The organism is Alteromonas pelagimontana (assembly GCF_002499975.2).
Lineage (GTDB): Bacteria > Pseudomonadota > Gammaproteobacteria > Enterobacterales > Alteromonadaceae > Alteromonas > Alteromonas pelagimontana.
Genome location: NZ_CP052766.1, coordinates 3,515,052 through 3,527,348, shown reverse-complemented (window position 1 = coordinate 3,527,348; position 12,297 = coordinate 3,515,052). Strand labels below are relative to the sequence as shown.

The 12,297-nt window shown below is 46.0% G+C and carries 10 protein-coding genes and 5 tRNA genes; 5 read left to right on the top strand and 10 right to left on the bottom strand.

Annotation, left to right across the window (positions count from 1 at the left end; all coding sequences use genetic code 11):
• Positions 1 to 43: 43 nt before the first annotated feature.
• The 6 genes from tig to CA267_RS15500 form a co-directional block, all read right to left on the bottom strand.
• Positions 44 to 1,348 (bottom strand): trigger factor, encoded by a 1,305-nt coding sequence (gene tig, locus CA267_RS15525; RefSeq protein WP_075610253.1) that lies wholly within the window; start codon positions 1,346 to 1,348, stop codon positions 44 to 46.
• 418 nt (positions 1,349 to 1,766) lie between these two features.
• Positions 1,767 to 1,843, bottom strand: a tRNA-Pro gene (locus tag CA267_RS15520).
• 35 nt (positions 1,844 to 1,878) lie between these two features.
• A tRNA-Leu gene (locus tag CA267_RS15515) sits at positions 1,879 to 1,963 on the bottom strand.
• 7 nt (positions 1,964 to 1,970) lie between these two features.
• A tRNA-His gene (locus tag CA267_RS15510) sits at positions 1,971 to 2,046 on the bottom strand.
• A 99-nt stretch (positions 2,047 to 2,145) separates the two neighbouring features.
• Positions 2,146 to 2,222 (bottom strand) — tRNA-Arg (locus tag CA267_RS15505).
• A gap of 25 nt (positions 2,223 to 2,247) precedes the next feature.
• Positions 2,248 to 2,324 (bottom strand) — tRNA-Pro (locus CA267_RS15500).
• 308 nt (positions 2,325 to 2,632) lie between these two features.
• On the opposite strand from CA267_RS15500, the gene folD reads away from it, so the two are divergent.
• Together folD and CA267_RS15490 are read left to right on the top strand one after the other, a co-directional pair.
• Positions 2,633 to 3,487 (top strand): bifunctional methylenetetrahydrofolate dehydrogenase/methenyltetrahydrofolate cyclohydrolase FolD, encoded by an 855-nt coding sequence (gene folD, locus CA267_RS15495; RefSeq protein ID WP_075610252.1) that lies wholly within the window; start codon positions 2,633 to 2,635, stop codon positions 3,485 to 3,487.
• On the top strand, positions 3,484 to 4,038 hold the full coding sequence (locus tag CA267_RS15490; RefSeq protein WP_075610251.1) for a DUF1415 domain-containing protein: 555 nt from the start codon (positions 3,484 to 3,486) through the stop codon (positions 4,036 to 4,038). Before folD ends, CA267_RS15490 begins: the two co-directional genes overlap by 4 nt.
• A 49-nt stretch (positions 4,039 to 4,087) precedes the next feature.
• On the opposite strand, the gene CA267_RS15485 is transcribed toward CA267_RS15490, so the two are convergent.
• Genes CA267_RS15485 through CA267_RS15470 form a run of 4 tightly spaced genes read right to left on the bottom strand, consistent with a single transcriptional unit; the run spans position 4,088 to position 8,590 of the window.
• Positions 4,088 to 5,095 carry a DUF4340 domain-containing protein gene (locus CA267_RS15485; RefSeq protein ID WP_075610250.1) on the bottom strand — a complete coding sequence of 336 codons (1,008 nt, stop codon included), beginning with the start codon at positions 5,093 to 5,095 and terminating at the stop codon, positions 4,088 to 4,090.
• Positions 5,092 to 6,936, bottom strand: coding sequence for a GldG family protein (locus CA267_RS15480; RefSeq protein ID WP_075610249.1), 1,845 nt, complete (start codon positions 6,934 to 6,936; stop codon positions 5,092 to 5,094). The genes CA267_RS15485 and CA267_RS15480 overlap by 4 nt, the downstream gene beginning before the upstream one ends.
• Entirely contained in the window at positions 6,936 to 7,667 is a 732-nt protein-coding gene (locus CA267_RS15475; protein ID WP_075610248.1) for an ABC transporter permease subunit, read from the bottom strand. Before CA267_RS15475 ends, CA267_RS15480 begins: the two co-directional genes overlap by 1 nt.
• Positions 7,664 to 8,590 carry an ABC transporter ATP-binding protein gene (locus CA267_RS15470; RefSeq protein WP_075610247.1) on the bottom strand — a complete coding sequence of 309 codons (927 nt, stop codon included), beginning with the start codon at positions 8,588 to 8,590 and terminating at the stop codon, positions 7,664 to 7,666. The genes CA267_RS15475 and CA267_RS15470 overlap by 4 nt, the downstream gene beginning before the upstream one ends.
• 304 nt (positions 8,591 to 8,894) lie before the next feature.
• On the opposite strand from CA267_RS15470, the gene tsaA reads away from it, so the two are divergent.
• The 3 genes from tsaA (at position 8,895) to CA267_RS15455 (ending at position 12,291) form a co-directional block, all read left to right on the top strand.
• Positions 8,895 to 9,620, top strand: a complete 726-nt coding sequence (gene tsaA / locus CA267_RS15465; protein ID WP_075610246.1) for a tRNA (N6-threonylcarbamoyladenosine(37)-N6)-methyltransferase TrmO — start codon at positions 8,895 to 8,897, stop codon at positions 9,618 to 9,620.
• Positions 9,621 to 9,707: 87 nt separating this feature from the next.
• Positions 9,708 to 11,414: a proline--tRNA ligase gene (locus tag CA267_RS15460; protein WP_075610245.1), complete on the top strand. Its 1,707-nt coding sequence runs from the start codon at positions 9,708 to 9,710 to the stop codon at positions 11,412 to 11,414.
• 37 nt (positions 11,415 to 11,451) lie between these two features.
• Complete coding sequence (locus CA267_RS15455; protein WP_075610244.1) at positions 11,452 to 12,291, top strand: MBL fold metallo-hydrolase; 840 nt, start codon at positions 11,452 to 11,454, stop codon at positions 12,289 to 12,291.
• The last annotated feature ends 6 nt before the right edge of the window (positions 12,292 to 12,297 follow it).

Here is a 12,297-nt window from a genome sequence, read left to right as displayed (position 1 = left end):
TTAAGCAGTTGCTGACAGGTTAAGTCAATCAGACGGTGAAAAATTACGCCTGTTTGTTCATTACCTCATCAAAAGCTTTTGTGACTTCCTGAGTTTTAGCGTTGCTAAGTACCCATTCAATCGCTTGCTCTTCTAATGCAACATTGCGCATTTGCTGCATTAATTCTTGATTATTTTTGTAATAATCAATTACTTCTTGCGGATCTTCATAAGCAGATGCAGCAGTTTCGATCAATGCATCAACTTTAGCGTCATCCGCTTTCAGCTCGTTGGTCTTAATAATTTCACCCAATACCAAACCGATAGTGACACGACGTTTAGCATTGTCGGTAAACAGCTCAGCTGGCAGTTCCGGCATATTCTGGCCGCCGCCCTGTTGGCTGAAACGCTGTTTTGCCTGTTCGCGCAGAGCCTCAATTTCCTGATCAATTAACGCTTGTGGAATGTCCACTTCGTTTTTCTCAATCAATTTAGCAATTACATCTTCTTTTACTTTCGCTTTTAGGGTCTGGTCCAACTCGCGCTGCATATTTTTGCGAACTTCTGTTCTTAATGCTTCCACGCCGCCTTCTTCAATACCAAACAGTGTAGCAAACTCTTCGTCTACTTCAGGCAGTTGTTGATCTTCTACTTTCTTCACTTTAACGTTAAACACGGCATCTTTGCCTTTCAACGCTTCAGCATGATATTCATCAGGGAATTTCACTTCCACTTTAACGTCTTCGCCAGCTTTAGCTCCAATAATAGGATCTTCAAAGCCAGGAATCATGCGATCTTTGCCTAATTCCAACGTAAAGTCTTCTGCTTTGCCGCCTTCGAACTCTTCACCGTCAATTGAACCGACGAAATCTATAACAACACGATCATCCTTCTTCGCTTCACGCTTGGCTTCTTTCCACGAAGCGTGCTGCTTTTGCAACGTCTCCATCATAGTATCTAAGTCAGCGTCAGTAATTTCTACAACTGGCTTTTCAACTTCGATTTCGTCAATGCCTTTCACTTCAATTTCAGGATAAACTTCAAACGCCGCAACAAATTGCAGATCTTCGCCATCCTGATCTTTCGTTAATTCAAATTTAGGCATACCTGCAGGAGTGATTTTTTCCTGAATAATAGCCTGATAGAAGTTTTGCTGCATAACATCGCCAGCTACTTCCTGACGAACCGCTTGACCATAACGTTTCTTAATTACGTTTACAGGCACTTTGCCTGGACGAAAGCCGTTAATACGCTGTGTTTTCGCTAATTGTTGTAAACGCGCTTTTACTGCTGAATCCACTGATTCCGCAGGAACGGTAATAGTAAGACGGCGTTCTAAACCCTGGGTCGTCTCGACTGAAACTTGCATATGTTACCTCAACTGTACGTCCGTTTGACGTTTTGTTCTCAGGCCCCTTTCCCGTTTTGCCACTGCGGCCAATTTCGCCCGGGTTGGAGGTCGTTAGTCAACGATGATAAAACCGCTGGTTAAACACGTTGGTTAAAAAAAGACGCGGTAGTATACAGTCACAGAAATTCAGAGTCGAGAGGGAATCGGCCGCAATTGCTGAAGAATTCCCTTATTTACCCGTAAAAATCACAACCGCCACTCATGATGCCAGTGATAATGGGGATAATACAGTGAAAACCAAGGAAAATTAGAAATTTTGTCTGATGAAGAATGAGTTAAGTCAATTAATAAGAGATAACGCTAAAATATGCAGGGTAATTAAATGATTTTACGACAATTTTACGAACTACACGATGCCATGATCAAAATTCGATAATGGTCGGTGAGACAGGATTTGAACCTGCGACCCCTTGGACCCAAACCAAGTGCGCTACCAAACTGCGCCACTCACCGAAACGAATTACCAGTAATCGAAGTTACTAAAAACATGGTGCGGAAGGAGAGACTTGAACTCTCACGCCGTGAAGCACTGGAACCTAAATCCAGCGTGTCTACCAATTCCACCACTTCCGCAAAAAAGTGGGGTGGACGATGGGACTTGAACCCACGACAACCGGAATCACAATCCGGGGCTCTACCAACTGAGCTACGCCCACCATTGAGGTGTTATAATACGAATGTATCCCGCCATCTTACCACAAAGATTATAAAAATCAGAACCTTTGTTTGCTGTCAGGCAACCTACCTGACCCGCATGGCGCGTCCGGCAGGATTCGAACCTGCGACCACCCGCTTAGAAGGCGGGTGCTCTATCCAGCTGAGCTACGGACGCTCGGCGAATCTTCGCATGCAATAAATGGTCGGTGAGACAGGATTTGAACCTGCGACCCCTTGGACCCAAACCAAGTGCGCTACCAAACTGCGCCACTCACCGACTGTGTAGAAGTTGTGAATTTCACTACCGCTACGGGGGGCGCATATTACCGACTCGCCCTATCCTCGTCAAACACTTTTTCGCGGAAAAAATCTAACCGCTCACAAAGCACCCAATCTACTGAATTTTTGTGCAATATCGCCAACGAGTGGCGATTAAATCAGTAAATTGCTGACTGCGGACATTCTACGACAGGTTGCTGATATTGTCCCCGTTTACGCGCAAAAAAATTGATTTGGTTTTGGAAAGCTGAATTAACTTGTGAAACAATATGACCTTCAGGCATCAATAAAGAATTTTAATCCCTTATGACCGCTCACTTAATTGATGGCAAATTAATTGCCAAGCAAGTTCGCCAGCATGTTGCTTCTTATGTAACCTCTTTAAAGGAAGCCGATAAACGCTCTCCTGGCTTAGCTGTGGTGTTAGTTGGTACTGATGCCGCTTCGCAGGTATATGTCGCCAATAAACGTAAAGCCTGTGAAGAAGTGGGATTTATTTCGCGTTCTTTCGATCTGCCATCAGACACGTCGCAAGATGAACTCCTTTCGCTAATCGACAATTTAAACAATGACAGTGCCATAGACGGTATTCTGGTACAGCTACCTTTACCAGCAGGACTTAATTCAGAGCGTATCCTTGAGCGCATTCATCCTCATAAAGATGTTGATGGTTTTCATCCTTACAACATCGGCCGCCTGGCGCAGCGTATTCCGGCTTTAAGGCCCTGTACACCCAAAGGCATAATGACCATGATTGAAGCAACAAAGAGACCGGTTAAGGGGCTGGATGCTGTTATTGTAGGCGCCTCTAACATCGTAGGCCGGCCCATGGGCCTGGAGTTATTGCTGGCGGGTTGCACAGTCACCACCTGCCATAAGTTTACCCAGGATTTGCGCGATCATGTAAGCCGTGCAGATTTGTTGGTCGTCGCGGTAGGAAAGCCTAATTTCATTCCTGGCGACTGGATCAAACCCGGAGCAATTGTTATTGATGTAGGAATAAATCGTATGTCAGACGGCAGTCTTTGCGGCGATGTAGATTTTAACAGCGCCGTAAAGCGCGCTGGTTGGATTACGCCTGTACCTGGCGGCGTAGGCCCAATGACAGTGGCAAGTCTCATTGAAAATACGCTGGAAGCGTACGTGAAATTTCATTCATGATAGCTGCTGAAACAGTAATTCACTGTACCCAGCGCTGGCTTGATGACGTTGTCATTAAATATAACTTCTGTCCGTTTGCCCGTTTTGTGCGAGAACCGGATTCGATTCATTATCAGGTATGTTCTCAGCCTGCTGCCGAAGCAGCTTTAGAACAGCTTTATGTGGAGTGCGCCCGGCTGGACGAAGAATCCCATATTTCCACTACCTTGTTTATTCTTCCGCAAGGTTTTGACAACTTTGATGATTATCTGGATTTACTTGAGCTGGCACAGGAGTTAATTACGACGTGGGGCTATGATGGCGTTTATCAGTTGGCGAGCTTTCATCCTCAATATCGCTTTGCGGGCGAAGCTATAGCATCTGCTACGCACTTTACTAATCGTTCGCCGTTCCCCATTTTGCATCTGATAAGGGAAGCCGATATTACGCGCGTACTAAAAGACTTTGGCGATCCGCAAACTATTTTTACTACTAATATGCAGACTACCACTCAATTAGGCGCTGAACATTTTTCAACCTTATTGGCAGCCTGTAAAGCAAAGACGCAGTAGTTCCTGCTGAGCATCAAAGCCGTTTTCCTTAACGGCTTTACTCTATTTCCTACTGCTTCTCGTTTAACAATTGACTGCCTGAGGCCAACAAATCCTTTCTTGAAACGATAAACGGCTGCGCCTGATATTCCGTTATCTCAAACACCCATTCGTTAATCCAGCTCGGACTATCGGGCGTGTTAAACCAGACTTTTCTGGTATCTCCTCCTTCTTCCTGCGAAACATAAGCGAACACCTGGCTGTTATCTGCCAGAGTGAAACTGACATCCGCCACCAGTTCGGCATTATCCCACTGGCTTTGCACGTAAGGATGAGCGCGATCAAAGCGAAAGTTGACGAGGTCGGCCACCGTTCGTGCCAAAATCCCCGAATACGCTAAGCGTTCCCCTTCACCCAAACCTTTCAATTCCCAATCATTAGTAGAGGTGTCCATACGCTCAATAACAAGAGGCGAGCGATTGTTTGATACCATTTCAACTTTTACTACCTCTGAAGTTTTAAATGGCACAACGTCTTTTTTCAGCCAGTCGCTACTGGAGGCGGGTAAACGAATAACGCTATCAATGAGAAAGCTGTGCTTCTTTTGCGGGTGCCGTACAAAATTGCCCATGCCATTACTCGCGACATTCCCTACCAACACCTGCCACTGATGCTTAGCAGAGGCCAAGCGGACCAGTGTAGACTGCGCATCGTCACTGCTCAGGCCTTCAACACCCAGCCTGGAATAGTTCTGGGTTTTGCTGGTCTTGGCTTCAAGAATATGGGTTTGAGCTAACGTACTTACCAAAGCCGAAAGCGCATCTGTATTTACGGGAAAAGATTGTGCCCCTTCTAAATGAGTGGCTAGCCATTTGCCATTTTCCTGCTTAGCACTGAAAATTATCCCGGCATGATTTTCAATGCTCACGGTATTTATCGCACCGGCAGCGGAAGATAAATCGCTAAATAAAAAACGCGTTTCCTGCGGCTTTTCCTCTTTGCCACTTTGATTCAGCCAATACGCAGCACCACCTGTAGCCGCAACTAAAAAAGTCAATATGAGAACGCGTATATTCACGATCTAACTCCTGTGTATACCGCGCCCGCCTTACGCCGGAACAATCGCGACAATCCGAAAAGAAGGATCACCAGCAGCAAAGGTGCTGCTGCAATATTGACGAACTTCAGCCAGTTCCCCAACGCGTCGATATCCCTTTCAAGCTGATACCGCACTTCACGTAGTTGCTTGCGGATCGCCACCCGCTTGGCTACAAAATCATCTATGGCTGCTTGTTGCTCAGCGCTTACAACCAGCGCGCCGCTCTGCCCTGGATGACTTTGTAACTGAGATAACTGCGCTTCGGTATCAGCCAGCTCAGTCTGCAGTTTCTCTTCATGTTCGCGGTAGCGCGCTTGTGCTTTTAGTTCCAGTTCCTGCACGCGTTCAAACGGTCGCACGAACGTGCCCCTACTGCGCACACTGATCAATGCATTGCTACCCGCTAGGTTTTCTGTGGCATTGGTGATGAAATCACCATTATTTGCAAAAGGCGTATAAACGGTCTCACCAAAAAAATTGCTTTGCTGGACCCAAAAACGATCAGCAAGCATATCAACATCAGCTACTACAATAACGCTGATTTTGCTTGTGTTACTGCTGAAGGCTGTTGCCTCAGCGACGGGGCCGCTATACGCAGACGTTGCCCGGCCAGTAAAACGGGCAGCTAATACATAGGATTGGGTAGCGCCATCCAGCTCCTTCTGTAACGCAGCAGGATCCATATTCTGTGAATACATTTCAGCACTGATGAGCCGGGCATCAGCAGAGCTGGTAAACAGCGATTCCTGCCGTAGTTGACTACCCTGCACCAAAGACAATGTGCCAAAAGATGCGCCATTAATGCTTTCAAGATTCGCGGTAGTTACATCCTGACGGTTAAGTTCTTGTGCTGTCAGACCGAGAATTCCCGGATGCGTAACTATGCCACCATCCTGAGCTCGAATGTCCAGGCCTAATCGCGCATCTAGCACCACTTTTTGTAAATCGGCGTTTATTCCCCAACTTTGCAATAAGGTTAAGGTGGAAGAATTAGCGCCCATTGAGCCCATCATCGACATTGGGGCGGATTCATAATGAGGATCGACAAAAGCAAGAACCCGACCTTCATTCATGGCAAATTGATCAATAGCATAACGAAGCTTTTCAGTAAGTTTACCAGGATGCGCCAGCATGACCACATCGGTGTGCTCAGGTAAAGCGTCGGCATTGCTTTCAACGACTTCCACATCATAAAGCTGCGATAGCTGGTCGAAAAATACCATCGGTGGTGTAAATTGTCCTGTCATCGGATTCTGCCCGCCGGTCACGGGCAAATCTGTTACCAACGCCAGTTTTACTTCTTCAGGATCGCTAAGCTGGTAAATCAGCTTGCTGATGTCATACTCCAGAAACTGCTCTTTTTGAGGATCAAAAAAAGCAATGGTAAATTGATCATCAAGCGCATTGGTTCCGGCCAGCCCGAAGTAGATCGCTTCGCCTATCGGTCCTACAGTGGCACCCGTTAAACCAAATTGCGTAGCTTGATCTTCCGCTTCTGAAAAGGGTTCAGGATCAATAACTTCAAGTTTAATCATGCCGTCTGCCGCCTGTTCATATTCTTGCAGCAGACTTTTCACCCTGTCTGCATAATTGCGCAGACTCGTCATGCCTTTAGAGGCTGAATCCGAATAGAAAAAGTAAAGCGTAAGAGGTTCGTCAATATCTTCAAGAACCGATTTACTGCCCTCTGACAGTGAGTACACCTGATTCTCTGTAAGATCTACGCGCACTTGACTTAGAAGTTGATTGTTAACTAGTACCAACCCCACAAAAAGTACTGCCAGCAGCAGTAAACTGATAATTGCTGTAATTTTCTTCATCAGTGGGCCTTTTTCTGTTCAACAATAATTAACCCGGCATACAGCCAGATAAAAATTACCAGCAGAAAATAAGTAACATCGTTTAACGCCAGTACGCCTTTAGCCATGGCATCGTAATGTGTTAAAAAACTAAATGACGCAACGGTATCGATAGTGAGAGTAGCAGCCCAGTAGCGAAACGCATCCAAGACCACAGCGGTGCCACTCATCACAAATAAAAAGCAGATAACAACAGCCAGAATAAAGGCAATTACCTGATTTTTCGTCATTGCCGACATACACATGCTAATTGCCAGAAATGCACCAGCCATCAGCCAGCTTCCTAAATAAGCGGCAACGATAATACCGTGATCTGGCTTACCCAGGTACGTTACGGTGAGCCACAATGGGAACGTGAGAACGAGTGCGAGCCCCAGTACCGCCCAGGCTGCGAAAAACTTACCTATTACGGCTTCCCAAATAGAAACAGGTAATGTCATCAACAATTCGATGCTGCCTGAGCGGCGCTCTTCTGCCCAGGAACGCATTGCAATGGCAGGAACAAGAAACAGGTATAGCCATGGATGAAAATTAAAAAACGGCAATAGATCTGCTTGTCCGCGCTCGTAAAAATTTCCTACAAAAAACGTGAAAATACTACTTAACATTAAAAAAATGGCGATAAACACGTATGCGACGGGGGTGGAAAAAAAGCTGCTAAACTCTCGCTTTGCAATCAGCCATACATTCATGCTGCTACCTCCGATGAGGTAATCTCTCGAAATACATCATCTAGCCGCCCCTGCTCTACGTAGAGCCGATCCACCGGCAGTCGAAAATGCTGAATATGTGCCGTCACCGGCCCCAGAATATAATGCCCGGGTTCAGGAAATAAAGTGACCATACCGTCACTGCGGTTAACTTCCATATCCGCTACGCCCTCAATCTCCGCAAGACCGGAAATATCGGAGGCATAGCTGAATTTAATAGTAACCGCCTGATTGAAACGTGAACGCTGTTGCAAGGCAGCGGGGGTATCGTCAAAACGTAAAGCACCGTTGGCAATAATCATTACCCGATTACACACCGCAGTGACTTCTTCAAGAATATGGGTGGAAATAATAACTATTTTATCCCGTGACATTGTTTGAATCAGTCGCCGAACCTGATGTTTCTGATTAGGGTCCAACCCGTCTGTGGGCTCATCAAGAATAAGGATTTGCGGATCGTGGATAATCGCCTGCGCCAGCCCTACCCGACGCTTAAATCCTTTGGATAAATTTTCAATTGGCCGATTAAGTACTTCCTGAAGCTCCACTTTTTCTATCACATCTTTAATACGAGACTTCTTTTTCTTACCGGATAATCCTCTAACATCTGCAATAAAGTGCAGAAACTGGAAAACGGACATATCCCCATAAGCGGGGGCTCCTTCAGGCAAGTAGCCAATATTCTTTTGAATTGCTTTGGCTTTTTCAGGCATTTTTAGCCCATTAATTTTTATTGAACCTGAAGTCGGCGTAAGAAAGCCGGTGAGCATTTTCATAGTCGTGGATTTCCCCGCCCCATTGGGGCCCAGAAAACCCACAATATCACCGGGCTTCACCTCAAAAGATAAATCATCTACTGCCTTAAAATGGCTAAACATTTTGGAAAGATTTTTTACTGAGATCATAGGTTTCCTATCGCGATCATCTTTTATGATTTTCCGACATACAACAAATGTTTAATGGCCATGCGGCCAGCGAGAGAGATATAGTGACATAACAGCGATTTTCAATCATCCCTTAATACCGATCAGGACGTATAAAAAACCCGCCTAAAACAGGCGGGCTAAAAAGATGGGTTCCAGGGAGACCAGCAACGACAAACCCAAATCGAAACTGGGTACAGCAAAATGAGAGAGGGTAAAATAGCAAAAAAATGTGAGAGAATTATGACAACATACTTCGTAATCCCAAACTCTGACATTCCTTGATATGACCAAACTTACGTTTGACATTACCCCCATCGCTATTATTGACACGCCATTTCAGCAAAAGTTCACGATCCCTCGTCAACCTAATCTTGCCAACGCACCAGGAATAGTTAAATTTACGCCTGAATTTGCCGACCCCAGATGTTTAAAAGGTATCGAAACATTCAGCCACCTCTGGTTATTATTTATTTTCCACGAGACTTTATCCAGAGGTTGGAAAGCTGCAGTGAAGGCGCCCAGACTTGGCGGCAACAATACCCTCGGCGTCTTCGCAAGTCGAAGCACCCATCGTCCCAATGGGATCGGTATGTCGGTGGTCAAAAACGAAGGTGTAAAAGACGTTGACGGACAAAAGGTGCTGCTTGTCAGCGGCGTTGATTTACTTAACGGCACACCGATTGTGGATATTAAACCTTATTTACCTTATGCCGATGCTTTAGATAATGCCACGGATCCCCTAGAGCGTTACGCTTCCATTCCCAATCGTGAAGTTACTTTTTCCGAACAGGCTGCGAGCTATTTGCAATCGGCGCATAATCGTTATCCTCAGTTGCAGCAACTTATTCAGGATATTTTGCGTCAGGATCCTCGTCCAGCCTACAAACATAAGCTGAATGACGATCCCAAAACTTATCATGCGGCTCTGTATGACCTTGACGTTAGCTGGCGCGTAATTGACGGCAGGATCCACGTCAGCAAGATCGCTCCGGCTGACAGTACTCGCTGAAGGAGCAGGAGAATTTACTGTTGTGGCTATTTCGATACTGCTAGAATACGGCGGTTTTTCTCTCTCGTTAAAGGATGAATAGTCGCAATGCGCACAAGTCAATACCTACTGTCGACGCAAAAAGAAACCCCCGCCGATGCGGAAGTCATTAGCCACCAGCTGATGCTTCGGGCCGGTATGATCAGAAAATTAGCGTCAGGGCTGTACACCTGGCTGCCGACAGGGTTGAGGGTATTGAATAAAATCGCCGACATTGTCCGCGATGAAATGAATAAAGCAGGTGCTATTGAATTGCTGATGCCTGTTGTTCAACCTGCTGATTTATGGGAAGAGTCCGGTCGATGGGAAGAATATGGCCCGGAATTATTACGCGTAAAGGACCGTCATCAACGAGATTTCGTTCTCGGCCCTACTCACGAAGAAGTGATAACGGCGCTAGTACGTAACGAAATTAACAGTTACAAACAGTTGCCCATCAACTTATACCAAATCCAAACCAAATTCCGCGATGAAGTACGCCCGCGCTTCGGTATTATGCGTGGTCGTGAATTTACCATGAAAGATGCTTACAGCTTCCATTTGGATGCAGATAGCTTAAGCGAGACCTACGAGAAAATGTATCAGGCGTACAGCAATATCTTTACCCGTCTTGGGCTGGATTTTCGTGCTGTTATTGCCGATTCTGGCTCTATTGGCGGCAGTGTCTCACATGAATTTCATGTTCTAGCAGACTCCGGTGAAGACGCTATCGCCTTTTCAACAGCTTCTGACTATGCGGCCAACGTGGAAATGGCGCCGGCGCTGGCACCTGATGCTTCGGCCTCACCTTCTGGCGCTCAGGCGGAAAAAATCGTGAAATCGGAAGATCAGTCATGGGAAGAGTTTTATCATGCCCACGGCAAAGATACAGCCGCAGCCTTAAAGGTAGTAGTAGTACAAGCTGAAAATACCGAACTATCCGCTGAAAACTGGGTTATGCTGGTGCTGCGCGCCGACCATTCTTTAAACGAAATAAAAGCAGAAAAGGTGGATGGCGTGATGTCTCCGCTGGTAATTGCTACCGATGAAAAGGCTGCTGCGGTGCTGGGGTGTCATCCTTCCTTCGCCAGTCCACTGGAATGTAAGCTGCCAATATTTGTCGATCACAGCGCAGCAGCACTGGCTGATTTTATTTGCGGTGCCAATGAAGCTGATACTCTCTGGATAAATGAAAATTGGAAGGGCTCGCCTACCACTGTAGACATTCGCAATGTTCAGGCAGGTGATGCGTCTCCAGACGGTAATGGTTCCCTGGAAATCAAGCGCGGTATAGAAGTAGGTCATATTTTTCAGCTTGGCGACAAATATTCTCAAGCCATGAACTGCGGCGTGCTAAGTGAAACCGGTAAGCATCAAATTCTGACAATGGGTTGCTATGGCATAGGCGTTTCGCGCATTGTGGCGGCAGCAATTGAGCAGAATCATGACAAATTCGGCATCATCTGGCCTGATCCAATTGCACCTTTTAAAGTTGCGTTAATTCCGATGAATATGCACAAGTCCCAGCGCATTAAAGACGTCGCAGAAGCTATGTACAACAAGCTTGTTGCAATGGGCATAGAGGTGCTATTTGATGATCGTAAAGAACGTCCAGGTGTAATGTTTAATGACATGGAATTAATTGGCATACCTCATAGTATTGTCATTGGCGAAAGAAATCTGGACAATCAGCAGGTGGAATATAAAAACCGTCGTACAGGTGAAACACAAATGCTTGCTATAGACGGAGTCAGTGACTTTATTGCCAATATCTAATTCGCGTAGTCATTGAGGAGCCAGTTCAGGGGGATACATGCAGTTGACTTTTTATGGGGTGCGGGGGTCTATACCCACCCCAGGCGCCCAATTTGTGCGTTATGGAGGCAATACTGCATGTGTTCACGTTTGTTTGGCCGATGGCACCGATATTATTCTCGACGCTGGCACGGGCATTCGAGCGCTTGGCAATATGCTGGTTAAGAAAACATCGCCAATCTATCTTTTATTGACTCACAATCACTGGGATCATATTCAAGGTTTCCCTTTCTTTGCCCCTATTTATCAAAAAGACCGATCCATTATCATCAACCCTGGACAAACCACTGAACCGGAACATGATAAGATACTAAAACAGATGGAGGGATCGGTGTTTCCCGTTCCAATCTCTGCTCTGGCTTCTAATATCCAGGTAAAGCCTCTTCCTGATCATGTTGACACCTGGAAAATTGGCAGCGCCACAATTAGCCGCTTACCGATGAACCATCCCGGCAAAGGCAGTGCCTACTGTATTGAAGACAATGGCGCCAAGATTGCCTATATTACGGATAACGAGTTATATCCGCCGTACAAAAAAGAAACAGACTTTCTGACATTCGTAGATTTTGCCCGCAATGCTGATCTAATTATTCATGATGCACAGTATATGATGAGCGACATGCCAGATAAATGCGGATGGGGCCACTCGGTTGCTGAAGAAGCGGTAAAACTGTCGATGGCCTGTAATGCGAAGATGCTTGCACTATATAGTCACGATCCGGAGAGAACAGATGAGGAAATCGATGCAGTGGTAGAACATTGTCACCACTACATCGGTATCGCCGAGTCTCCGTTATCGCTGGTTGCTGCCGCCGAAGGTCACACGTTGCAATTTTAACCTCAA

Bases quoted from the DNA above. Each gene is read 5' to 3' on its own strand.
- tig (WP_075610253.1), bottom strand. From the start codon at position 1,348: ATGCAAGTTTCAGTCGAGACGACCCAGGGTTTAGAACGCCGTCTTACT.
- folD (WP_075610252.1), top strand. From the start codon at position 2,633: ATGACCGCTCACTTAATTGATGGCAAATTAATTGCCAAGCAAGTTCGC.
- CA267_RS15490 (WP_075610251.1), top strand. From the start codon at position 3,484: ATGATAGCTGCTGAAACAGTAATTCACTGTACCCAGCGCTGGCTTGAT.
- CA267_RS15480 (WP_075610249.1), bottom strand. From the start codon at position 6,936: ATGAAGAAAATTACAGCAATTATCAGTTTACTGCTGCTGGCAGTACTT.
- CA267_RS15475 (WP_075610248.1), bottom strand. From the start codon at position 7,667: ATGAATGTATGGCTGATTGCAAAGCGAGAGTTTAGCAGCTTTTTTTCC.
- CA267_RS15470 (WP_075610247.1), bottom strand. From the start codon at position 8,590: ATGATCTCAGTAAAAAATCTTTCCAAAATGTTTAGCCATTTTAAGGCA.
- tsaA (WP_075610246.1), top strand. From the start codon at position 8,895: ATGACCAAACTTACGTTTGACATTACCCCCATCGCTATTATTGACACG.
- CA267_RS15460 (WP_075610245.1), top strand. From the start codon at position 9,708: ATGCGCACAAGTCAATACCTACTGTCGACGCAAAAAGAAACCCCCGCC.
- CA267_RS15455 (WP_075610244.1), top strand. From the start codon at position 11,452: ATGCAGTTGACTTTTTATGGGGTGCGGGGGTCTATACCCACCCCAGGC.